This is a genomic window from Prescottella soli (assembly GCF_040024445.1).
Classification (GTDB): domain Bacteria; phylum Actinomycetota; class Actinomycetes; order Mycobacteriales; family Mycobacteriaceae; genus Prescottella; species Prescottella soli.
In genome coordinates this window covers 829,503-852,202 of record NZ_CP157276.1, presented here as the reverse complement: position 1 = coordinate 852,202, position 22,700 = coordinate 829,503, and the positions used below count along the sequence as shown (strand labels likewise).

Here is a 22,700-nt window from a genome sequence, read left to right as displayed (position 1 = left end):
GTGTATGACGAAATCACATCGCACCAAGTTCCCGTCCCTGTCGGAGTCCCCGGAATCGTCCGACCGATCGGCAGTGTCCGATCGAGACGAGTACTTCGACGACTCGGCTGCACCGTCCGTCGGTGAGATGCAGCTCGACGAGCGCAGCGCCCTGCGCCGCGTCCAGGGTCTGTCCACCGAGCTCACCGACGTCACCGAGGTCGAGTACCGGCAGCTGCGGCTCGAGCGCGTGGTCCTCGTCGGCGTCTGGACGTCCGGCACCGCCGCGCAGGCCGACGCCAGCCTGTCCGAGCTGGCCGCGCTCGCCGAGACGGCCGGGTCCGAGGTTCTCGAGGGCCTCGTGCAACGCCGCGACAAGCCGGACGCCGCCACCTACATCGGTTCCGGCAAGGCCGACGAACTGCGTCAGGTGGTCCTCGCGACCGGGGCCGACACCGTCATCTGCGACGGTGAACTCACCCCCGCGCAGCTCACGGCGCTGGAGAAGGTCGTCAAGGTCAAGGTCATCGACCGGACGGCGCTGATCCTCGACATCTTCGCGCAGCACGCCACCTCGAGGGAGGGCAAGGCGCAGGTCGCGCTCGCGCAGATGGAGTACATGCTCCCGCGGCTGCGCGGCTGGGGTGAATCGATGTCGCGGCAGGCCGGTGGTCGTGCCGGCAGCAACGGCGGCGTCGGTCTGCGCGGTCCCGGTGAGACCAAGATCGAGACGGATCGTCGGCGGATCCGCGAGCGGATGGCGAAGCTGCGGCGCGAGATCAAGGAGATGAAGTCCGCCCGCGACACCAAGCGCAGCCACCGGCTCCGCAGCGAGATCCCGTCGGTCGCCATCGTCGGATACACCAACGCCGGCAAGTCGAGCCTGCTCAACGCCCTCACCGGTTCGGGTGTGCTCGTTCAGAACGCACTGTTCGCGACGCTCGATCCGACGACCCGACGCGCGACGTTCGAGGACGGTCGGGAGTACGTCCTCACCGACACCGTCGGCTTCGTCCGGCACCTGCCGACCCAGCTGGTCGAGGCGTTCCGCTCCACGCTCGAGGAGGTGACCGACGCCGACCTGCTGCTCCACGTCGTCGACGGATCGGATCCGCTGCCGACCGACCAGATCAAGGCCGTTCGCGAGGTCATCACCGAGGTCATCCGCGAGAACGATACGGCCGCGCCGCCCGAATTGATCGTGGTAAACAAGATCGATGCGGCGGACCCGGTGGTCCTGACCCAGCTGCGCGGGCTGCTGCCCGGTGCGGTGTTCGTGTCCGCCCGAACCGGGGAGGGCATCGATGAGCTGCGCGTACGGCTGTCCGAGATCGTCCGGCGCCCGGAGGTCGAGGTGGATGTCCTCGTGCCCTACACGCGAGGCGACCTCGTCGCACGGATCCACTCCGACGGCCAGATCCTCGACTCGACGCACGAGGAGACCGGCACCCGGATGCGCGTGCGGGTACCGGAGTCCCTGGCGTCGGCCCTCGTCGACTACGCGGGGCGTGCCTAGGGCTCGCGCGGCGGCCCGGTTGGCGCTGGCCGGGGCCCTGGCCATCGCGCCGGCGCTGCTCGCGGCGCCGTCGTCGGGCGCCCAGAGCGCGGGATCGGGTGTCCTCGCGCCCCGCGCACAGTTCGAGCATGTGTGCACGCCCACCGATCCGGCGCTCGAGGAACTGTCCGGCCTGGCGATCGTCGGCGGGAACACCTATGGCATAGGCGACAGCGGCACCGACGAGTCCGTCACCGTGATGGACGGTGACTGCGCGGTGACCGGCACGCTGCCGGTCCCGGTGGACCCCTACGACATCGAGGACATGGGCGTCGGTCCCGACGGCCGGTTGTGGCTGTCGGACACCGGAGACAACGAGCGCGTGCGGCAGACGGTCGCGCTGATCAGCCTCGACCCGGCGTCCGGGAGCGGGCAGTTACACCGGCTCACGTATCCCGACGGCCCGCACGACGCCGAGACGCTGCTGATCCAGCGCGACGGGGTGCCCGTGATCGTCACCAAGGAAATCCTCGTCGCCAACGGGATCTACCGTCCCGTCGACGGCACCTCCCTGGACGGGCTCGCGTCACCCGGTCCCACCGCGCTCGAACGGGTCGGCGAGGTGCGCCTGGGGCCCACCGACACCCCAGGCGGCCCGGTGCCGGTCGGCGGCTCGACGCTGGTGACCGGTGGCGCCGTCAGCGCCGACGGCACGGTTGCCGCCGTACGGACCTACACGGACGTCTACCTGTACTCGGCTCCGGACGGTGACCTCGTCCGGGCACTGACCACGACGACGCCGGTACGGGTGGCCCTCCCGAACCAGCCGCAGGGCGAGGCGATCGCCTTCACCCCGGACGGGGACCTGCTGGCCGGATCAGAGGCCGCCGGCGGTGCGCTGCCGCCGATCGAGATTCTTCGTGGTGCGGTCGACCTGGCCCGCGACGACTCCTGGTCCGGGGGATCGGTGTCGCTGTCGGCGTCGGTGAACGAATCGGCCGCCGAAGAGGGGTCCGGTGGGGACACCGGTGCCCTGCGGTGGTCCACGCCTGCCCTCGTCGGCGGTGCACTGGCCGCCGGTCTCGCCACGTACGGCCTGGTGCGCCGTCGGTCACGGTCACATCGAGACTGACCGGAGGCGTCGTCGGGCGTCCGCGGCATCCTCGTCAGCGTCGTGATCAGCTGGGTGTTCGCCGCAACGCCCCTTCCTCGGTCTTCCAACAGTGCCCGCGGTGGCGACTCCGCTCGAACCGGACACCCGGTATGGATGTGATTCGGGTGGCGAGTACCGGTGCGGTGGTGTAACGGTGCAGGCGGTGGCCCTACTATTGGCCAACTGTGACGAGTACAGAGGACCACGTGCGACGCGCGTCCGAGCGGGAAGCCGGCACCGGGATGTTCGGATGGGCGCTCCACGGCGACGGGCGACGCATCAACGACGGTGCCGTGGTGGCGCCACACGAGCGGCTGTCGTGGCCGCGGACCATCGGCATCGGCATGCAGCACGTCATCGCCATGTTCGGCGCCACCCTGCTGGTGCCGACGATCACCGGGTTCCCGGTCACCACGACGCTGCTGTTCTCCGGTATCGGCACCGCGCTGTTCCTGATCATCACGCGCGGTCGCATCCCCAGCTACCTGGGCTCGTCGTTCGCGTTCATCGCCCCGCTGACCGCGGCCGCCGGCGAAGGACCCGCCGCGCAGCTCGGCGGCGTCGTCGCGGCCGGTGTGGTGCTCATGCTGGTCGGCGCACTCGTCCGGGCGATCGGTGCCCGGGTGATCGATGCCGTGATGCCGCCCGTCGTCACCGGTGCGGTGGTCGCGCTGATCGGCCTCAACCTCGCGCCCACCGCGGCGGGCTCCTTCCAGGCGCAGCCGCTGATCGCAGCGGTGACGCTGCTGGGCATCCTGCTCGCGACCGTGATCGGGCCGGGCATCATCGGCCGGCTCGGCATCCTGATCGGCGTCGTCGTCGGCTGGGTGTTCGCGGCGCTGACCGGCGGCCTCGCCGACGAGCGCGTCGACGCGCTGCGGGAGGCGGCGTGGTTCGGCGTCCCGCACCTGCGTGCGCCCACGTTCGAACTGTCGGTGATCCTGCTCGCCCTCCCGGTCGTCATCGTGCTCATCGCCGAGAACGTCGGACACGTCAAGGCCGTCTCCGCCATGACCGGCAAGCCGCTCGACGACCTCGCCGGCAACGCGCTGTTCGCCGACGGCCTCGCCACGACGCTCGCCGGCATCGGCGGCGGCTCCGGCACCACGACATACGCCGAGAACATCGGCGTCATGGCCGCGACCCGCGTGTACTCGACCGCGGCGTACTGGGTCGCCGCGGTCACCGCGATCGTCCTGTCCTTCTCGCCGAAGTTCGGCGCGCTGGTGTTCACGGTGCCGGACGGTGTGATCGGCGGCGCGACGCTCGTGCTGTACGGCCTGATCGGTGTCCTCGGTGTGCGGATCTGGATGGACGCCAAGGTCGACTTCACCGATCCCGTCAACCTCACCGTCGTGGCGACCGCACTGGTCGCGGGCATCGGCAACCTCACCCTGTCGATCGGTTCCGTCGAACTCGGCGGCATCGCGTGGGGTTCGGTCGGCATCCTGGTCGCCTACCCGGTGATGCGCTGGCTCTCCACGTTGCGTCGCTGACCGCCGCGAGCGCGGTTCGTGATGCGCATCACGCGGTCACGAATCGTGCTCGCCTCGGTCATGGATCGGTGCCGGTCCACGTCCTACGGTCGAGTCGAGGCAGTACGTCCGCCGCTCGCGGGCTGATTTCGATCTGTGGAGACAAGAGGAGACGGAGTGGAGCGCACCCTGTTCGAACCGGAGCACGATCTCTTCCGGGAGTCCTACCGCAAGTTCCTCGACCAGCACGTCGCGCCCTTCCACGACACGTGGGAAGAGCAGAACATCGTCGACCGATCGGTGTGGGTCGAGGCCGGCAAGCAGGGCTTTCTCGGGATGGCCGTTCCGGAGGAGTACGGCGGCGGGGGAGTCGACGACTTCCGCTACAACATGATCGTCACCGAGGAAACGACCCGAGGTGGCTACAGCGGCATCGGGTTCATGCTGCACAACGACGTTGTCGCGCCCTATCTGATCAAGCTCGCGAACGAGGAGCAGAAGCAGCGCTGGCTCCCGGGCTTCTGTTCCGGTGAGCTCATCACCGCGATCGCGATGACCGAACCCGGCACCGGCAGCGACCTGCAGAACATCAAGACTCGCGCCGTGCGGGACGGCGATCACTGGATCCTCAACGGCGCCAAGACCTTCATCACCAACGGCATCAACGCGGACCTCGTGATCGTCGTCGCGTGCACGGACCCCGACAAGGGCCCCCAGGGCTTCTCGCTGTTCGCCGTCGAGCGCGGGATGGAGGGCTTCGAGCGGGGCCGCAACCTCGACAAGATCGGTCTCAAGGCCCAGGACACGGCGGAACTGAGCTTCACCGACGTTCGGGTACCGGCCGAGAACCTCCTCGGCGAGGAGGGGATGGGCTTCATCTACCTCATGCAGAACCTTCCGCAGGAGCGTATGTCCATCGCCGTCGTCGCCGCGGCCGCCATGGAGTCGTGCCTGGACATGACAATCCAGTACTGCCGCGACCGCAAGGCGTTCGGCAAGTCGATCGGCAGTTTCCAGAACACCAGGTTCGTCCTCGCGGAGCTGGCCACCGAGACCACCGCGGTACGGGTGCTGGTCGACCGGTTCGTCGAGCAGCTCAACGCGGGCAAGCTCACCGTGCAGGAAGCCGCGATGGCCAAGTGGTGGACGACGGAGGCGCAGGTCAAGCTCATCGACCGCTGCCTGCAACTGCACGGCGGCTACGGCTACATGCGTGAATACCCCATCGCCAAGGCGTACATGGACTCCCGCGTCCAGACCATCTACGGCGGCACCACCGAGATCATGAAGGAGATCATCGGCCGGAGCCTCGACCTGAGCTGACGCCGACACGACACGAGGGCGGGCCCGCGGCATGATGCCGCGGGCCCGCCCTCGTCGTTCGGGTCAGAGCTTGCGCATGACGGTGACGACCTTGCCGAGGATCGCAGCGTCGTTACCCGGAATCGGATCGAACAGCGGATTGTGCGGCATGAGCCAGACGTCCTTGCCGGTGCGCTTGAACGTCTTGACCGTGGCCTCCCCGTCGATCATGGCCGCGACGATGTCGCCGTTCTCGGCGACGTTCTGCTGGCGGACCACCACCCAGTCGCCGTCGCAGATCGCGGCGTCGATCATGGACTCACCGACGACCTTGAGCAGGAACAGCGAGCCCTGCCCGACCAGTTCGCGCGGCAGCGGGAACACGTCCTCGACTGCTTCCTCGGCGAGGATCGGCCCGCCGGCGGCGATGCGGCCGAGCACCGGGACGAAAGTCGGGGCCGGCAGATCGTCGGCGGGCGTGAGGCTCGTCGAGCCGCCGTCGACGGATGCGACGGTGACACCGGCCTGGCCTGCCGCGGCGTCCAGGCCGCGCACGTCCACCGCGCGCGGGCGGTTCGGGTCGCGCCGCAGGAATCCCTTGCGTTCGAGGGTGCGCAGCTGGTGCGCGACGGACGACGTCGAGGTCAGGCCCACCGCGTCACCGATCTCGCGGATGCTCGGCGGGTAGCCGCGCTCGGCGACGGATGCGCGGATGACCTCGAGGACCTTGCGCTGCCGATCGGTGAGCTTGCCGACGTCGACGGACGGCTCGCGTCCGGTCTCGCTGGAGGTACCCGAGTTGTCGTCCTTCATGCCGTTCCCCTCTCACGGCTCCGCCGCATGCGCATCGGATTCGTGGTTCCGGTCTGCCGTCCGCCTGTATGTACTGCCACAAATCTATCCCGATCATTCCCCGACTTCAAACATCTGTTCGAGATTTGTCCGAGAAGGTGCTGACTTTGTCGGGGACGCGTGGTAAGAATCGAATATGTGTTCTATCGAACACGTGATCGAACAGATGGTGTTCGGACGACTCGTGTTGTGTCCGACGAGCGACAACGACTCGCTGGGAGGCTTCGGATGGGTATGGCACTTTCGGGGAATGGTTCGGCAGGTGTGATCGGCGACCGGGCGGCTGGCGGGGTGGCGCGCCGGGTTCGGCCGACACGTCCCCGGCGTGGTGACTCGGTGGGACCGCGCGCCGGGACCGTGCGCTACGACGCCGTTCCGCGATACGGGTCTCGTGGATCCCGAGTGTCGACGGCGTCGACTCGGTCGCACGACCAGCGCCCCGCGCGGCTGCGGCTCGCGGGGCTGAGCAATGTGGCCGCGGCGGTCGTGGTGACGATCGGAGCCGTCCTCGGGTTGGGTTCTCTCGCGAACCTGACTGCGGGCCCGGGTGCGGTGCCGACGGAGACCGCCGCGGTGCGGGTGCACGGTGGGGAGACGCTCAGCGACGTCGCGGCGCGGGTCGCCCCGGACGCGCCGGTCGGCCAGGTGGTCGACCGGATCATGGAGTTGAACGAGATGTCGAGTGCAGCAGTGCGGGCGGGTCAGACCCTGCTCGCCCCTGTGTCGCTCGAACGCTGAACCCCGGCGGAGGTCGGGGATGGAGGAGGCGTCCGAACATGACGCTGTCACGACGGCCTGACCATGCGCCGATCCGTCTCGGTACCCGGGAGTCGCTGCCGGTGTGGGTGGGGCGGGTATCCTCGGATCCTGTCAGTCACACCACATCGCGTGGTCGCGTCGATTTCGTTCCTGTTCTGCGTGCGCCGGTCCTGCTGGAACCGGCATCGGTCGAGATGCGGCGCAGCGGCCACGATGGCTACGAAGGATTCACCATGCACTGCCCGTTCTGTCGGCACCCTGATTCGCGCGTGGTCGATTCCCGTGAGGCCGACGAGGGTGCGGCGATCCGCCGTCGCCGTTCGTGTCCCGAGTGCGGTCGCCGGTTCACGACCGTCGAGACCGCCGTCCTCGCCGTGGTCAAGCGCAGTGGTGTCACGGAACCGTTCAGCCGCGAGAAGGTCGTGCGTGGTGTCCAGCGCGCCTGCCAGGGCCGGCAGGTGGACAACGATGCGCTGTACATGCTGGCCCAGCAGGTCGAGGACACCGTGCGCGCGGCGGGGTCTCCCGAGATCCCCAGCCACGAGGTGGGATTGGCGATCCTCGGGCCGTTGCGCGATCTGGACGAGGTGGCCTACCTGCGCTTTGCGTCGGTGTACCGGTCGTTCAGTTCCGCGGAGGACTTCGAGCGGGAGATCAAGGATCTGCGGGCGCACCGCGAGAGCCGCGCGGCCGAACTCGCCGACGCCGACACCGCGGCCGAGTAGGCCTGCCACTCCGATGCGAGCCCGACGGCGCCCCCAGGGGGCTACCGCCGGATCGCGTCGATGGCCTTGAGGACCCGCTTCTCCGACACCGGGATCGCGGTCCCGAGGGTCTGCGCGAACAGGCTCACGCGCAGCTCCTCGATCTTCCAGAGGATCTCGTTCACGTCGTCGTCGCCGCGACGCTCCTCCGGCAGTGCGGAGAGCATGCGGTCGTAGGCGGCGTACACGCGGTCCAGTGCGTCCATGCCGACCCGGTCGCGCTGCGCGCCCGCGGGCAGCGCTTCGAGCCGCATGGACGCCGCCGCCAGGTAGCGCGGGAGGTCCTTCAGTCGCCTCGAGCCGAGTTCGGTCACGAATCCGGGGAACAGCAACGACTCCCGCTGCTCACGCACGTCGTCGGCGGCCTCGCCGCTCGCCCGATCGAGGAGCACTGCCAGTCGGTGCGCCTCCGCGAGCGCCGGCAGCAGCAGGCGCAGCAACCGTGCCACCCGCGTGGCGAGCTGTGCTCGCACCGTGGATGTCAACTTCTCGAAGGCGGCCGGATCCTGCACCGGGCCACCGTTCTCGGCGATCAACTCGTCGATCGCGCAGGCCCGGCAGTCGTCGAGGAGCGCGTCGAAGCTGCCGTCCGGGTTCTGGCCGAGCGCGAGCCGGTCGGCGTTGCTCATGCCGTTCGTCACCGACTTGGCTTGGGTGGGAACCGCATTCAGCAGCAGCTGACGGGTGCCGGCCCGCATCGCGGCGCGCTGGGCGGCGGGGGTGGTGAGCACCCGCACCGCGACTCCGGATTCCTCGGCGACCAGCGCCGGGTAGCCGGTGACCTTCTGTCCGCCGATCGTGCGCGTGACGGACTCGGGCAGGGTGCCGAGCGTCTGCGCGGTCCAGACGAGTGCGGGCCGCCGCTCGGTGTTGGACGTCGCCTTCGCGACCTCGACCTCCACCCGCGGTGCCAGCGTGCGGCGCAGGGCCGTCAGGCTCTTGTCCTTCCCGAGGACCTTGCCCTTCTCGTCCACCGCAGCGAACGTCATGCGCAGGTGCGGCGGCAGTGAGGCGACGTCGAAATCGGTCGGCTCGATCCGGCAGTTGCCCAGCCGCGACAGCTCCCGGGCCATCGCATGCACCAGCGACTCCGAGCGCGGCTTCACGGCCGCGAGCGCGGCAGCGGCGAAGTCGGGCGCCGGGACCACCTGGCGGCGCTGTTGCTTCGGCAACGTCTTGATCAGTGCGGTCACCAGTTCGGTGCGCATTCCGGGCACCAGCCAGTCGAAGCCGACCGGACGAACCCCCGCGAGCAGGGCCACTGGGATCCGGGCGGTGACGCCGTCGTCCTCCTTGCCCGGCTCGAACTGGTAGGTGAGCGGGAACTGGATGTCGCCTTGACGCCACGCGTCCGGGTAGTCGCCCTCGAGCACCGCGGCGGAGTCGGCGTTGACGACCGTGGAGGTCGTGAAGTTCAGCAGGTTCGGGTTCTCCCGCCGCACCTTCTTCCACCACGTGTCGAAGTGCCTGGCGGACACGGCCTCCGGGCCGACGCGCTCGTCGTAGAACTCGAACAGCGTCTCGTCGTCGACGAGGATGTCGCGGCGTCGCGCGCGGTGCTCGAGTTCCTCGACGTCGTCGAGCAGCGCCCGGTTGGCATGGAAGAACTTGTGCTGGGTCTGCCATTCGCCCTGCACCAGGGCGTGCCGGATGAACAGGTCGCGGGAGACCTCGGGGTCGATCGAGCTGTAGGTGACGGGACGCTCGGTGACGAGCGGGACGCCGTACAGCGTGACGCGTTCGTACGCCATCGCGCACGCCCGCTTGGTGGACCAGTGGGGCTCGGAATAGGTGCGTTTGACCAGGTGCGGCGCGAGTTTCTCCGCCCACTCCGGCTCGATCCGGGCGGCCATCCGCGCCCACAGCCGGGACGTCTCGACCAGTTCGGCGGCCATCACCCAGCGCGGGGGCTTCTTGAACAGGCCGGAGCCGGGGAAGATCGCGAATCGGCTGCCGCGGGCGCCGAGGAAGTCGCGCTTCTCGCCCTCGCGCAGGCCGATGTGCGAGAGCAGGCCTGCTAGCAGCGACTGGTGGATCAGGGACTCGGCCGCCTCCGACGCTCCGGTATCGGAATCGGATGTCTCCCAACCGAGTCCGCGGGCGATCTGACGGAGCTGGCCGTGCAGGTCCTGCCACTCGCGGATGCGCAGCCAGTGCAGGAACTCGTTGCGGCACATCTTGCGGAACTGGTTGGAGCTCAGCTCCTTCCGCTGCTCACGCAGGTACTCCCACAGCTTCAGGTAGGCCAGGAAGTCGGAGTTCTCCACGTTGAAGCGGGCATGCTTCTCGTCGGCGGCCTGCTGGAACGCGGCAGGACGCTCGCGCACGTCCTGGATCGACAGGGCCGCCACGATCACGAGCATCTCGCGCAGGCAGCCGTTGCGGTGCGCCTCCACCAGCATCCGTGCCATCCGCGGATCGACCGGGAGTTGCGCGAGTTCGCGTCCGGTCGTGGTGAGCTGGGGGCCCGTCGGAGCCTGGCCGTCGCTCTTCGGGGGCTGCTTGCCGGAGGCGATCGCGCCCAGTTCCTCGAGCAGCGCGATGCCGTCGCGGATGGCGCGCGGGTCGGGTGCCTCCACGAAGGGGAAGGCCTCGATGTCGCCGAGTCCGAGCGCGGTCATCTGCAGGACGACCGATGCCAGGTTGGTGCGCAGGATCTCCGGCTCGGTGAACTGCGGCCGCGACTCGAAGTCGTCCTCGGAGTAGAGGCGGATGCAGATGCCGTCGGCGACGCGGCCACAGCGGCCGGCGCGCTGGCGGGCCGAGGCCTGCGAGATCGGCTCGATCGGCAGGCGCTGCACCTTCGTCCGCACCGAGTACCGCGAGATGCGCGCGGTGCCGGGGTCGACGACGTAGCGGATGCCGGGCACGGTCAGGGACGTCTCGGCGACGTTGGTGGACAGCACCACCCGGCGACCGGTGTGCGCGGTGAAGACCTTGTGCTGCTCGGCCGCCGACAGCCGCGCGTACAGCGGCACGATCTCGGTGTTCCGGAGCTTGCGGTCGCGCAGCGCGTCGGCGGTGTCGCGGATCTCGCGTTCGCCGGACAGGAACACCAGGATGTCGCCGTCGCCCTCCGCGGACAGCTCGTCGACGGCCTCGCACACCGCGTCGACGGGGTCCCGGTCGAACGTCTGGTCGCCCACCTCGACGGTCAGCGGGCGGTACCGCATCTCGACGGGGAACGTGCGCCCCGACACCTCGACGATCGGCGCGGGCACGCCGCCGACCTCGAAGTGCTCGGCGAACCGCTCGGGGTCGATGGTCGCCGACGTGATGATCACCTTGAGATCGGGCCGGCGGGGGAGCAGCTGCTTGAGGTAACCGAGGATGAAGTCGATGTTGAGGCTGCGCTCGTGGGCCTCGTCGATGATCAGTGTGTCGTAGCGGCGCAGCATCCGGTCGCGCTGGATCTCCGCGAGGAGGATGCCGTCGGTCATCAGCTTGACGAGGGTGGAGTCGGAGACCTGGTCGGTGAAGCGGACGGTGTAGCCGACGGTGTCGCCGAGGTCGCGGCCCACCTCCTCGGCGATGCGCTCGGCGACAGTCCGGGCCGCCAGGCGCCGGGGCTGCGTGTGCCCGATCATGCCGCGGATGCCGCGGCCGAGTTCGAGGCAGATCTTGGGGATCTGAGTGGTCTTGCCGGAACCGGTCTCACCGGCGACGATGACGACCTGGTGCGATTCGATCGCGGCGGCGATGTCGTCGCGGCGCTGCGTGACCGGCAGTGACTCCGGATAGGTGATCGACGGAACCTGGGCGCGGCGTCCCGCGATCCGCAGTTCGGCCGCGGTGATCTCCTCGTCCAGAGCAGTCAGCGCGGACGGGGACTTGGCGCGGTCGAGGCGTCGGCGCAGACGGTGCTCGTCACGAAGGGTGAGTGCGCCGAGTCGCTTCCTCGCTTCGCGGCGATCGAGCGTGGCCTCGGCTACTGATGGTGTTGTCGACATGCTCCGGACAGCCTATCGAAGCGCGCAACGGCAATTCTGGCTGGAACCGGCCATCGCGCGGCGCGGACGGCCACGAGGCCCCACGCGAACCCGTGGCATAGTCGCCGGAGAGAAGATGTGATCGGGACAGGGAGAGCGCAGATGAGTGGAGCACTGTGGCACGGATTCGCGGACATGGGAGCCGTCCAGCGGGAGGGTGCGTTCGTCGTCACTCGTGGTGAGGGCGCCTACATCTGGGACGACGGCGGCAACCGCTACCTCGACGCGACGGCGGGACTGTGGTTCACCAACGTCGGGCACGGACGCACCGAGATCGCCGACGCCGTCGCGGCACAGCTGTCGAAGGTGGCGCACTTCTCGAACTTCGGCGACTTCACCTCCGACGTCACCGTCGCGCTCGCGGACCGTCTGGCCGAGATCGCCCCGGTGCCGGGTTCGAAGGTGTTCTTCACGTCGGGCGGATCCGACTCGGTCGACTCCGCCGCGAAGCTGGCCCGCCGCTACTGGACTGAGGTCGGTCGGCCGTCGAAGAAGCTCGTCGTGGCCAGGCAGAAGGCCTATCACGGGATGCACGTGGCCGGCACCGCGCTCGCCGGCATCCCGGTCAACCGCGAGGGGTATGGCGAACTGATGTCCGACGCGCGCACCGTCGCGTGGGACGACGCGAAGGGACTGCTCGAGCTGATCGAGCAGGAGGGCGCGGACGCGATCGCCGCCTTCTTCTGCGAGCCGATCATCGGCGCCGGCGGCATCTATCTGCCGCCGGAGGGCTACCTGACCGAGGTCCGCGACATCTGCCGCGAGCACGACATCCTGTTCGTCGTCGACGAGGTGGTCACCGGATTCGGCCGCATCGGCGGCTCGTGGTTCGCATCGACCCGCTTCGATCTGCAGCCGGACATGATCACCACCGCGAAGGGGCTCACCTCGGGGTACGTCCCGATGGGCGCCGTCTTCGTCGCGCCCCGGGTCGCCGAGCCGTTCTTCGGGGGCGGCGTGTGGTGGCGCCACGGCTACACCTACGGCGGTCACGCCGGGGCGGCGGCCGCGGCGATGGCGAACCTCGACATCATCGAGCGGGAGAACCTGCTCGCGGACTCCAAGCGGCTGGAGGCGTCGTTGCACGAGCACCTGTCGCCGCTCGCGGCGCACCCGCGGGTCGCGGAGGTGCGCAGCGGGATCGGCGCGGTCGCGGCGGTGCAGTTGGCCGATCCGGCGGCGGCGCTGCCGTTCGTGAAGACGCTGCGCGAGTTCGGGATCTCGGGTCGGGCCGCCGGTCAGGGCGCGATGCAGTTCTCGCCGTCGTTCGTCATGACCGACGACCAGGTCGCCGAGATGGCGGCGGGAGTGGCCGCGGCGCTGGGGTGACTCCCGCGTGGGTGTCGGGTCAGCGGCGCCGACGCAGCCGACGCGACAGGCGTTGCCGGAGGGGCGGTTTCACCTCGACGAGGTCGACGGTGGTGCGGTCGGCCGCGGCTGACGCCTGCGCGTAGCGGGTGTGCAGACGGTCGCGGACCTCGTCGGGGGTGTAGGCGCGGCGCTGCCGTTCGGCCCTGGCCACGAGAACTCCGCCGGCCGCCACCCCGACCGCACCGGCCAGGCCGAGGGCCTTCCACGCATGTCTGCCGTTGAACCGCATCGCTCTAGGCTAGGTGGATGATTCGGCGACCGCATCCGACGGAGATCGACCTGGGCGAGGCGGTGGACGTCACCCGCACCGGCGACATCTGGATCTTCCGGGGGCACTCGGGGGCCGATCGCGCGATCCAGACCCTGACGAACAGCCCCGTGAACCACGTCGGCATGTCGGTGGTTCTCGACGACATGCCGCCGCTGATGTGGCACGCCGAACTCGGGCGCTCGCTGCCGGACATGTGGACCGGCAAGTTCCAGCGCGGTGTCCAGTTGCACGATCTGCGGGCGGCGGTGCAGGTGTGGGGAGCCCGCTACGGCCAGCGGGCCTGGCTGCGACAACTCGCCGAGCCGGTGACCCGCGAGCAGGAGGATGCGCTCCTGCGCACGATCGCGCGCCTGGACGGGACACCGTTCCCCTCCAGTGCGAAGCTCGCCTCTCGATGGTTCGGCGGACGGCTGCCCTCGTGGCGGGCCGGCCGGCGCCGGGACGAGGCCGTGGAACGCGCCGGCGTCGAGAGCGCCTACTGCGCCGAGGTGGTGGCGTCCACGTACGAGGCGATGGGGCTGTTGACGGCCGATCGCAAGACCAACTGGTACGACCCGGGCCGATTCTGGAGCGGTGACCGTTTGCCGCTCGCCCCGGGCGTGGCCTTGGGCGACGAAGTTGCGGTGCTTCTCGGCCCGGACGATCTGGCCGCGGGAGCCACTCCGCGTCCGTGAAAGCGTGACCGACGCCACTGGAATGGTGTGTTGGTTATCACGTAACGGATGGATAACGACCGGTCTGCCGACTTGCAGACACGCCGAATGCAACAGCGTAAACATCATCGCGTGACGTCGATTCTCGGACGTCCGTACCGAAAATTCACGTCGTGACCTTTCCGTGACCGATCGCTTACGGTCGTTACCGGTCCGAGACGAACGGACCACGCCGGATCGCCGCTGCGAGCACCTGTCCCCGCGATTCGGACACCCGATTCTTCGAGGGGGCAGGGGTGAGGCGGATCGGAATTCCGCCCGACACGGTCGGCGCGAGAGCGCCGTCTCACCGGCAGGAGCGGAGAGGATCTACCCGAATGACCAGCTTCACCATCAAGCGCGCCCTGGGCGCTGTCGTTGCCACCGGCGCCGTCGTCGCAATCCCGCTGGCGATCGGCACCGGCACGGCCAACGCGGCCGGTGGCCACGACTGGTCCGGCGTCGCCGAGTGCGAGTCGTCCGGCAACTGGGCGGCCAACACCGGCAACGGTTTCTACGGCGGCCTGCAGTTCACGCAGAGCACGTGGGAGGCATACGGCGGCACCGGTAGCGCCAACAACGCGAGCCAGGCCGAGCAGATCCGCGTCGCCGAGAACGTCCTCGAGGGCCAGGGCGTCGGTGCATGGCCCGTGTGCGGCCAGTACCTCAAGGGTGGCAGCACCCCGGGCGCTGCGGCATCCGTCGCGCAGCCGGTCGTCGAGTCGGCCCCGGCCGCGCAGGATTCCGTCTACCCGCAGCAAGTGAACGAGGTGGCGCAGGCCGTCAGCGCCGGCGTCGGCAACTACGTCGTCCAGCTCGGCGACACCCTCTCGGAGATCGCCGAGGCCCACGGTGTCTCGCTGGGCAGCCTCGCCGCCCAGGTTCAGAACCCCGACCTGATCTTCCCCGGACAGACCCTGTCCCTCTGATTCGGTCCACGACCGACAGCTCGCGGCCCCGCCGGTGATCCCCTCCCGGCGGGGCCGCGTCGTGTCACGCCCGCTCGAACCACGTGACGGTTCCGCCGTTGTCGAACGAGATCGAGTCCGTCCGGGTGAACGCCGTCGGCCGGAACGGGCCCGCGAAGGCGGGGATCCCCGCGCCCGCGACCACTGGGTAGCTCTTGACGATCAGCCCGTCGATCTCCGGCAGGAGCGCGCCCGCCAGTTGCCCGCCGCCGGCCACCCAGATGTCGAGGCCGTCCTCCTGCTTGAGCTTGCGCACCGCCTCGACCGGGTCGCCGGGGACGAGTTCGACCGCGGGGTCCGGGCTCGTCCCCAGGGTCGTCGAGACGACCAGTTGGCGCAGATGGGCGTACGGGCTGGTGATGCCGATCTCCAGCGCCGGCTCGTAGGTGCCCCGCCCCATGATCACGGTGTCGAACGCGCGATTGGCTGTGTTCTCGAGGCCCGCTTGCGGGCGTATGTGCGTCGGCACGGTATCCGGATAGCGCTCGTTGATCCAGGCCGCCATGGTGTCGGAGAGGGGGTAGAAGTCGATCTCGCCGCCGGGGCCGGCGATGTAGCCGTCCAGGGTCACTGCCACGTAGTAGATGAGCTTGCGCATGAACCACTCCGTTCGTAGTACTCTGAGTGAAGTGGTTGTGAAGTTAGTACTACGGATGGAGTGGTGTCAAGGTGCGGCGGAATACTGAGCGGCGGGCGGCGCTCGTCGACGGTGCGATCGAGGTGCTCGCCCGGGAGGGCGCGCGCGGTCTGACGTTCCGGGCGGTCGACGTGGAGGCCGGGGTGCCGCCCGGGACCGCGTCGAACTACTTCGCCAACCGGGACGACCTGCTGACGCAGGCCGGGATGCGCGTCTACGAGCGGCTGAAGCCGGACGACGCGACCCTCGATCTCAGCCTGCACGGCGCGCACGACCGGGACCACCTCACCGCACTGATGCGCGAGACCGTCGGCCGCGTCGCCGCGTTCCGCACCGGATTCCTCGCGCTGCTCGAGCTGCGGCTGGAAGCGACCCGGCGACCCGAACTGCGCGCGGTCCTCACCGAGCGGGTGCGGCAGGACCTGGACTTCAACATCGCCAACCATCTCGCGGCCGAGATGCCGGGCGACCCGACGACGGTGACGCTGCTTTACATGGCGTTGAACTGGCTGATCGTCGACCAGTTGACCCTGCCGGACCTGTTCTCGGACAAGGAGATCGACGACCTCGTCGAGGCTGCCGTCCGCCGCGTCGTGCCGGACTGACGGGCCGCGCGATCAAGCGACGATCGTGTGCTCGAATCGGACCAGGCCGCCGACCTCCACGCTGCCGTCGTCGCCGAATGTGGTGTGGATCCGCGAGCCGCGTCCCTGGGTGATGAACAGGGCCCGCCGCAGGTGCGCGGTGATCCGCACGGCCGCCGACCCCGTGGCCTCGTCCTCGGTGATGCCGAGGTCGGGGGCGAACATCCGGGACCGGATCCGGCCCTCGAGTTCGTCCTCCCACGCCCAGATGTAGTGGTGCCCGTCGGTGAAGTCGCGGGCCCGGGCGTGCGCGACATCCTCGACGTGCGGCATCGGGTGGATCGTGAACTCGGGGGCCCAATCGGGCTGTGTGCGAACCCATGTCGCGCCGTGCCGTGCGCGCGTCTCGACGCGGCCGGCCGGCACCTCGAGGGCGTCGACCTCGAATCCGCCCCGCTCGAGCCAGGCTGCGAGTCCTACGGTCGGATGGCCGGCGAAGCGAAGCTCGGCCGCGGGCGTGAAGATCCGGGCGCGTGCCGTGCGGGTGCCGGGTTCGGGGAGGTCGACGAACACCGTCTCGCTGAAGCCGAGTTGCTTCGCGAGGGCCTGGCGATCGGCGTCGTCGACGACGGCCGCCGCGTCGACGATGCCGAGTGGATTGCCGTGCTTCCCATCGGGATCGGTGAACACGCGGACGACATGGACCTCGGCTGCCATGGGGCTCAGGTTATCCCGGACGCGGCCGGAGTCCCGCCGGCGTGGCTGCGTGTCGACGGCACGTCGGGTGAATCGAGGTCCTGGGCGGCCGAGGATCGCCGTGCCTCCATGGTGCCGAAGCCTAAACGAAAGGTAAAGGTGATAGGTGGCCCTATACTGATAGGCATGGCTGATGGGACGTACCAACCAACACTGTCGCAGCTGCGGGCCTTCGTCGCGGTGGCCGAGTACCGCCATTTCGGCACCGCCGCAGCGCGTTTGAGTGTGAGTCAGCCCACTCTCTCCCAAGCCCTTGCATCGCTCGAGAACGGCCTGGGCGTGCAGCTGATCGAGCGCAGCACCCGGCGCGTCCTCGTCACGGCGGCCGGTGAGCAACTGCTTACACAGGCCAAGCTGATCCTCGATGCCGCGGACAGTTTCGTCGCCGCCGCGGCCGGGGTGGGGGACAAGCTCGTCGGCCCCCTGCGCATGGGTTTGATCCCGACCGTCGCGCCCTACGTGTTGCCCGCGCTGCTACCGGCGCTGCGCCGGGAGATGCCTGCGCTGGTTCCGCAGGTCATCGAGGACCAGACCGCGCGACTGCTCGAGGCGCTGCGGACCGGCGCGATCGACGTCGCCGTGCTGGCGCTGCCGTCCGAGGCGCCCGGGCTCATCGAGCTTCCTTTGTACACCGAGGACTTCGTGGTCGTCCTGCCCAAGGATCACGCGTTCGCCGGTCGCGACGACCTCCCGCTCGACGTGCTCGACGAGCTGCCCCTGCTCCTGCTCGACGAGGGGCACTGCCTGCGTGATCAAACGTTGGATCTGTGCCGCTCGGTCGACGCGCACCCGCTGTCCGGTGACACCCGGGCGACGTCGCTGGCCACCGTGGTGCAGTGCGTCGCAGGGGGATTGGGGGTGACCCTGGTTCCGGACTCCGCGGTGCCGGTCGAGACCCGTCGCGGCGATCTGGCGACGGCCCGGTTCTCCGAACCCGTGCCCGGGCGCACTATCGGGCTGGTCTTCCGAGCCTCGAGCGGGCGCGCCGAGAGCTACCGGCAGTTGGCCGAGCTGCTGCGCGAGGTCGCCCCGGCGGGAGCCGCCGCGGACCGAAGCTGACCGTTCCGCTCCTGCGGTGCGCCGCGGCGGGGGATGATCGGGTGGTCACGAGGAGGCGAGATGCCGATGGACACCGCGGTCGCTGCCGGATGGGGTCCGTTCGTGCAAGCGGCCTACGACCAGTTCTTTGCGGCCCCGGGTGTGGTGAATCCGGCATCGATGTCGCTGCCGGCGGGGTACTCGCTCGTTCGCACCATCCAGATGGACGATCTGTCGGGATCGACCCCGGTGTTCTTCGGGTTCCTCGCGGCCGGCGGGACGCCGACGGTCCAGGTGATCGCGCTTCGCGGCACCGCGACCCCCGCCGAGTGGGTGGACGATCTGCACTGGGCGCCGGTTCCGTTCGCGCAGGTGAGCGGCGGCGGGAGGGTGGCCGAGGGTTTCCTCGATCTCTACGACACCATGTCCACGATGCGACCGGGGGAGTCCGGCGTCGCGGCCGGAACGCGAGGTCTGGTGTCGGCGATCGACCCGGCGGTGCCGCTGGTCGTGACCGGTCACAGCCTCGGTGGCGCCCTGTCGACACTTCTCGTCGCCGATCTCGCGGCCAACGACGCGCTGAAGCCCCAGGCGTGGACGTTCGCGTCGCCGAAAGTGGGCGACGCGAACTTTGCGGCGCGATACGGGGAGCTCAGTACCGTGTCGTGGCGGATCTACAACATCGTCGATCCGGTCCCGTACTTCCCGCTCGACCCGCTCGACAACTATCAGCACGTCAACACCGGCTATGCGTTCGATTCGCTGACGTACGCCAGGTGGAGCCTGGGCTGTGCGCATTCGCTGAACACGTACCTGTACGGGCTCTCACCCGGAACCGTCACGCTGGACATGGCCTGCCGCAAGTGACTCGGCGTCCGAGGACGCTGCGGGCACGGCGCGGACGCCGGTGCTGACCGAGACGTCGACCGTCGCAGGTGCGAAGATTCACAGGTGCGAGCCGCGTCACGGTTCGGTGGGCGTGCTCGCACGGGATCCAAGAGAGACGAAGGAGTGAGCTGGCTTGAGCACCAGTGTCATCGTTGCGGGGGCCCGGACCCCGATCGGCAAACTGTCTGGGGCGTTCGCCTCCCTGACCGCCGTGGACCTCGGCGCGCACGCCATCGCGGCGGCGGTCGAGCGCGCCGGGGTGGGTACCGACGGCGTCGACGCCGTGGTGATGGGGACCGTCGTGCAGGCCGGCGTCGGCCCGAACCCGGCCCGCCAGGCAGCGGTCGGGGCGGGTCTGCCGATGACCGTGCCGGCGACCACTGTCAACAACCTGTGCCTGTCCGGACTCGAGGCGATCATGCAGGCCGACCGCCTGATCGCCACCGGCGCCGCCGACGTCGTGGTTGCGGGCGGCATGGAGTCGATGACCGGCGCGCCCTACGTGGTGCGCGGTGCCCGCCAGGGTCTGAAGTACGGTTCGACCGGCTTCGAGGACGCCCTCGATCGCGACGCGCTGACGTGTGCGTTCGACGGCATCTCGATGGGTGCCTCCACCGAGCGCTACCAGGCCGGGGAGAACATCACCCGCGCCGAGCAGGACGAGTTCGCCGCCCGCTCGCACCGCCTCGCGGCCGGCGCGACCGAGTCCGGCGCGTTCGCTGCGGAGATCGCACCCGTCGAAATCTCTTCCCGCAAGGGCACTGTCACCGTGTCCGAGGACGAGGGCATCCGCGCGCAGACCACCGTGGAGTCGCTCGGCAAGCTGCGTCCGGCGTTCGCGAAGGACGGCACCATCACCGCGGGCGCGTCCTCGCAGCTGTCGGACGGCGCGGCCGCGGTCGTCGTGATGCGCAAGGAGCTTGCGATCGAGCGTGGCATCGAGTGGCTTGCCGAGATCCGCTCGCACGCCCTCGTCGCGGGACCCGACACCTCGCTGCTGCACCAGCCCGCGAACGCGATCGAGGCCGCGCTGAAGCGCGACGGCGACACCACCGTCGCCGATCTCGACCTGCTGGAGATCAACGAGGCGTTCGCCGGTGTCGCGATCGCGTCCGTGCGTAAGCTCGGCGTCGACGCGGAGAAGGTCAACGTCAACGGTGGCGCGATCGCGCTCGGCCACCCCGTCGGCATGTCCGGTGCCCGCATCGCCCTCTCGTTGGCGCATTCGCTCAAGGCGCGTGGCGGCGGCAAGGGTGCCGCGGCGCTGTGCGGTGGCGGCGGTCAGGGCATCGCCATGATCCTCGAGGTGTAGAGACAGCTGCGCTGTCCGTGCGCGGTGGCCGAGTCAGCGGACTCGGCCACCGCGCACGGGCGCGTCAGCGCTTGCCGCGCCGGGGTTTCCGCGGTGGCGGCACCTTGCCTGCCTCCGCGCGGGCCGCACGTTTGGCCGCCGCCTTCTGCGAAGCGGTGCGCTTGGGCGCCGGTTCGGGCGCACCACGACCGCGGGAGCTGTTGATGCTGCGCCCCCGCACGATGCCGACGAACTCCTCCACCAGCTCGGTGGTCGACCCAGCCGGCCACGCCAGGGCGACGGGGGAGAGCGGGCCGTCGGTGACGGTGCGGTAGGTCAGGTCCTTGCGGTGGTGCAGTCGTGCGAGCGATTGCGGCACCACCAGCACCCCCACGCCGGCCGCGACGAGTTCGACGGCGTCGCCGGTGGTGTCGGGGCGGTGCAGTGCCGGCGTGCCCGGTCGGGTCGACCACTCGAGGGTGTCGTCGTGCGGGTCCAGCACGATCTCGTCCGCCAGATCCGCGGCGGACACGTCGTCGGCGGCGGTGACCACGTGGTCCTTCGGCACGACCACCACCGGAATCTCCTCGTACAGCGCGATGACGCTCAGCTCGTCGCGTTCGATCGGCAGACGCACCAGCCCGGCGTCCGCGCCGCCCGCGCGCAACAGCCCCGGGGCCTCGGCCGCGGTGGTGCTGACCAGCTCGAGCGGGACGTCGGGCATGCGTTCGCCCCAGATTCGCACCCACTTGGCGGGCGTCACGCCAGGGACGTACGCGAGCCGGAACGGTCGGGGGTCGGTCGCGTCGGTCACCCGGTCAGGCTACCCGCCGCCTTTCGGTGGCCCACCGATGCGGCAGCGTGGAGCGACCTCGTTACCCTTGACGTATGACGTCGCAGAAGACCCCCCAGACGATGAAGCCGGCCACCGCCGCGAAGAAGCTGGGTGTGTACCTCCAGGCCACCCCCGCCGAGTTCCAGGACGGCGTGGTCTCGCGCGACGAGTTGAACGAATGGCAGACCAACCCGCCGGAGTGGCTCGTTGCACTCCGCAAGGACGGTCCGCACCCGCGTCCCGTCGTCGCCGCCAAGCTCGGCGTCTCCATCGCGGGCCTGGCCCGCGGCGGGGTCGACGAGGCGCTCACCACGGCGGAGATCGACGCGCTCCTCGCCGATCAGCCCGACTGGCTGGTCGCCGAGCGGTCCAGCCTCGTCGAGGTCCGCAAGGAGGAGCAGCGGGTCAAGGAACTCCACGCCACCAAGCGTGAGGAGTCCAACCGCAAGCCGCGCAACGCCGGACCGTTCAAGCCTTACGCGTAGTCCTGCTCGAGCGCTTCGCCGTGACGATCAGCGTGCGGTGTAGGTGAGGCAGCGAGCCGCGTGTTCGCCTGAACCGGCACCGACTCGGATCTCACTGGCGGTGCACTCGAGGTCCCGGTTGTGGGCGCAGTCGGCGCGCTGGCACGCCCCGACCATGCTCGTCACGGTCTCGAGCCCGCCCTTGGTCGACAGCGGGATGAACGTCCCGCAGTCGGCGCTGCCGTTGCTGCCGGCGACGTTGATCGCGTAGGCGTGACAGCCGTCGTGGTTGTACGAACAGTTCGTGACTGTGCAGTCGGTGACGTGGGGCATTTCCATCGTGGTCATGTGGCCCTCCGGACATCTCGGCAGTTGTCCTCGTGCCCCTCACGGTATCCGCGGGGTGGGGTCCCGACCAGCCAGGATGGGCTGCCCTAAGCAGATTGAGCGTGCTCTGCGGTGGACGGCTGCCACTGCTCGCGGAGCGATCGCTCGCGCCCGAGCATCCGCAACTGTGCCACCATGCCGGCCACGACGAGGACCAGGTAGAGCGCGTACCACCACCAGCCGTCGCCGATGGTCTCGGTGGTCGACGTGTCGTCGAAGTCGGCGGTGTCGAGGACTCCGGTGAGGAGCATCGCGCCGCCGACGATCGCGACCGCTCCGCCGAGGACGCTCACCACCACGAGCAGTGCGGCCGGCAGGTCGACCGCGAGTGTGAGGACCGCCAGTGCCACACCGAGAATCACGCCGACGGTGACGATCACCCAGTCCCAGGTGACGCCCACGGCCACCGTCGCGGCCGTGCCGAGGGCGAAGCCGACCGACGCCATCATGAGCGTCACCGCCACCGCGTAATACAGGTAGGCGAGCACGGAGAAGAGGACGGCCACCAGGACGCCGACGATCCATCCGAGCACCGTGCCGAGGTAATTGTCACCCGTGATCGCGGACACCAGGCCCGCACCGAGATTCAGGCCGGCGAACGCGCCCCAGAGAGCGATCACGAACCGCATCGCGGGCACACCGCGGAAGCAGAAGACCGCGCCGACGACGATGGCCAAGATCCCGATCACGATGTCCGACATGCGGAAAAGGTACCCGGTTCGGCAGGTTTGCGCCGAGGTATGCGTCGCG

The 22,700-nt window shown here is 69.5% G+C and carries 22 protein-coding genes; 14 read left to right on the top strand and 8 right to left on the bottom strand.

The window, feature by feature from the left end; translation table 11 throughout:
• Nucleotides 1-4 precede the first annotated feature (4 nt).
• From hflX to ABI214_RS03945, 4 genes are all read left to right on the top strand, one after another.
• The gene (hflX, locus tag ABI214_RS03960; RefSeq protein ID WP_348606343.1) at nt 5-1,495 is read left to right on the top strand and encodes a GTPase HflX; all 1,491 of its coding nucleotides are present in this window, start codon (nt 5-7) and stop codon (nt 1,493-1,495) included.
• Nucleotides 1,488-2,606 carry a hypothetical protein gene (locus tag ABI214_RS03955; protein WP_348606341.1) on the top strand — a complete coding sequence of 373 codons (1,119 nt, stop codon included), beginning with the start codon at nt 1,488-1,490 and terminating at the stop codon, nt 2,604-2,606. The genes hflX and ABI214_RS03955 overlap by 8 nt, the downstream gene beginning before the upstream one ends.
• A gap of 263 nt (nt 2,607-2,869) precedes the next feature.
• Nucleotides 2,870-4,123, top strand: coding sequence for a uracil-xanthine permease family protein (locus ABI214_RS03950; protein ID WP_348611253.1), 1,254 nt, complete (start codon nt 2,870-2,872; stop codon nt 4,121-4,123).
• A 156-nt stretch (nt 4,124-4,279) separates the two neighbouring features.
• The gene (locus ABI214_RS03945; protein ID WP_348606339.1) at nt 4,280-5,425 is read left to right on the top strand and encodes an acyl-CoA dehydrogenase family protein; all 1,146 of its coding nucleotides are present in this window, start codon (nt 4,280-4,282) and stop codon (nt 5,423-5,425) included.
• A gap of 63 nt (nt 5,426-5,488) precedes the next feature.
• Here ABI214_RS03945 and lexA read toward each other — a convergent pair whose 3' ends face one another.
• Complete coding sequence (gene lexA, locus ABI214_RS03940; protein ID WP_348606337.1) at nt 5,489-6,217, bottom strand: transcriptional repressor LexA; 729 nt, start codon at nt 6,215-6,217, stop codon at nt 5,489-5,491.
• A gap of 441 nt (nt 6,218-6,658) precedes the next feature.
• Between lexA and ABI214_RS03935 the strand changes: the two genes are divergently transcribed.
• The gene (locus ABI214_RS03935; RefSeq protein WP_348606336.1) at nt 6,659-6,994 is read left to right on the top strand and encodes a LysM peptidoglycan-binding domain-containing protein; all 336 of its coding nucleotides are present in this window, start codon (nt 6,659-6,661) and stop codon (nt 6,992-6,994) included.
• Nucleotides 6,995-7,248: 254 nt separating this feature from the next.
• On the top strand, nt 7,249-7,740 hold the full coding sequence (nrdR, locus tag ABI214_RS03930; protein ID WP_348611250.1) for a transcriptional regulator NrdR: 492 nt from the start codon (nt 7,249-7,251) through the stop codon (nt 7,738-7,740).
• Nucleotides 7,741-7,781: 41 nt separating this feature from the next.
• Here nrdR and hrpA read toward each other — a convergent pair whose 3' ends face one another.
• The gene (hrpA, locus tag ABI214_RS03925; protein WP_348606334.1) at nt 7,782-11,729 is read right to left on the bottom strand and encodes an ATP-dependent RNA helicase HrpA; all 3,948 of its coding nucleotides are present in this window, start codon (nt 11,727-11,729) and stop codon (nt 7,782-7,784) included.
• Nucleotides 11,730-11,870: 141 nt separating this feature from the next.
• Here hrpA and ABI214_RS03920 point away from each other — a divergent pair, with 141 nt between their 5' ends.
• Nucleotides 11,871-13,097, top strand: coding sequence for an aspartate aminotransferase family protein (locus ABI214_RS03920; protein WP_348606332.1), 1,227 nt, complete (start codon nt 11,871-11,873; stop codon nt 13,095-13,097).
• A 19-nt stretch (nt 13,098-13,116) separates the two neighbouring features.
• Here ABI214_RS03920 and ABI214_RS03915 read toward each other — a convergent pair whose 3' ends face one another.
• Nucleotides 13,117-13,368 carry a hypothetical protein gene (locus ABI214_RS03915; protein ID WP_348606330.1) on the bottom strand — a complete coding sequence of 84 codons (252 nt, stop codon included), beginning with the start codon at nt 13,366-13,368 and terminating at the stop codon, nt 13,117-13,119.
• Between the two features lie 17 nt (nt 13,369-13,385).
• Between ABI214_RS03915 and ABI214_RS03910 the strand changes: the two genes are divergently transcribed.
• Nucleotides 13,386-14,084, top strand: coding sequence for a hypothetical protein (locus ABI214_RS03910; RefSeq protein ID WP_348606328.1), 699 nt, complete (start codon nt 13,386-13,388; stop codon nt 14,082-14,084).
• 356 nt (nt 14,085-14,440) lie between these two features.
• A complete protein-coding gene (locus ABI214_RS03905; protein WP_348606326.1) occupies nt 14,441-15,031 on the top strand; it encodes a transglycosylase family protein in 591 nt (196 codons plus the stop codon).
• A 64-nt stretch (nt 15,032-15,095) separates the two neighbouring features.
• Here ABI214_RS03905 and ABI214_RS03900 read toward each other — a convergent pair whose 3' ends face one another.
• The gene (locus ABI214_RS03900) at nt 15,096-15,668 is read right to left on the bottom strand and encodes a dihydrofolate reductase family protein (RefSeq protein WP_348606324.1); all 573 of its coding nucleotides are present in this window, start codon (nt 15,666-15,668) and stop codon (nt 15,096-15,098) included.
• A 71-nt stretch (nt 15,669-15,739) separates the two neighbouring features.
• On the opposite strand from ABI214_RS03900, the gene ABI214_RS03895 reads away from it, so the two are divergent.
• Nucleotides 15,740-16,312 (top strand): TetR/AcrR family transcriptional regulator, encoded by a 573-nt coding sequence (locus tag ABI214_RS03895; RefSeq protein WP_348606322.1) that lies wholly within the window; start codon nt 15,740-15,742, stop codon nt 16,310-16,312.
• Nucleotides 16,313-16,324: 12 nt separating this feature from the next.
• Here ABI214_RS03895 and ABI214_RS03890 read toward each other — a convergent pair whose 3' ends face one another.
• Nucleotides 16,325-17,008, bottom strand: a complete 684-nt coding sequence (locus ABI214_RS03890) for a PhzF family phenazine biosynthesis protein (RefSeq protein WP_348606320.1) — start codon at nt 17,006-17,008, stop codon at nt 16,325-16,327.
• Between the two features lie 165 nt (nt 17,009-17,173).
• Between ABI214_RS03890 and ABI214_RS03885 the strand changes: the two genes are divergently transcribed.
• From ABI214_RS03885 to ABI214_RS03875, 3 genes are all read left to right on the top strand, one after another.
• Nucleotides 17,174-18,106, top strand: coding sequence for a LysR substrate-binding domain-containing protein (locus ABI214_RS03885; RefSeq protein ID WP_348606318.1), 933 nt, complete (start codon nt 17,174-17,176; stop codon nt 18,104-18,106).
• 60 nt (nt 18,107-18,166) lie between these two features.
• Complete coding sequence (locus tag ABI214_RS03880) at nt 18,167-18,952, top strand: lipase family protein (protein ID WP_348606316.1); 786 nt, start codon at nt 18,167-18,169, stop codon at nt 18,950-18,952.
• A gap of 154 nt (nt 18,953-19,106) precedes the next feature.
• Nucleotides 19,107-20,285 carry an acetyl-CoA C-acyltransferase gene (locus ABI214_RS03875; protein WP_348606314.1) on the top strand — a complete coding sequence of 393 codons (1,179 nt, stop codon included), beginning with the start codon at nt 19,107-19,109 and terminating at the stop codon, nt 20,283-20,285.
• A 64-nt stretch (nt 20,286-20,349) separates the two neighbouring features.
• Here the strand turns inward: ABI214_RS03875 and ABI214_RS03870 are convergent, their stop codons facing one another.
• Entirely contained in the window at nt 20,350-21,078 is a 729-nt protein-coding gene (locus tag ABI214_RS03870) for a LysR substrate-binding domain-containing protein (protein ID WP_348606312.1), read from the bottom strand.
• Nucleotides 21,079-21,152: 74 nt separating this feature from the next.
• Here ABI214_RS03870 and ABI214_RS03865 point away from each other — a divergent pair, with 74 nt between their 5' ends.
• Nucleotides 21,153-21,584, top strand: coding sequence for a DUF5997 family protein (locus tag ABI214_RS03865; RefSeq protein WP_348606310.1), 432 nt, complete (start codon nt 21,153-21,155; stop codon nt 21,582-21,584).
• A gap of 27 nt (nt 21,585-21,611) precedes the next feature.
• Here the strand turns inward: ABI214_RS03865 and ABI214_RS03860 are convergent, their stop codons facing one another.
• Nucleotides 21,612-21,911 (bottom strand): DUF1540 domain-containing protein, encoded by a 300-nt coding sequence (locus ABI214_RS03860; protein ID WP_348606308.1) that lies wholly within the window; start codon nt 21,909-21,911, stop codon nt 21,612-21,614.
• A gap of 86 nt (nt 21,912-21,997) precedes the next feature.
• Nucleotides 21,998-22,651: a DUF4203 domain-containing protein gene (locus ABI214_RS03855; protein WP_348606306.1), complete on the bottom strand. Its 654-nt coding sequence runs from the start codon at nt 22,649-22,651 to the stop codon at nt 21,998-22,000.
• Between the last annotated feature and the right edge of the window lie 49 nt (nt 22,652-22,700).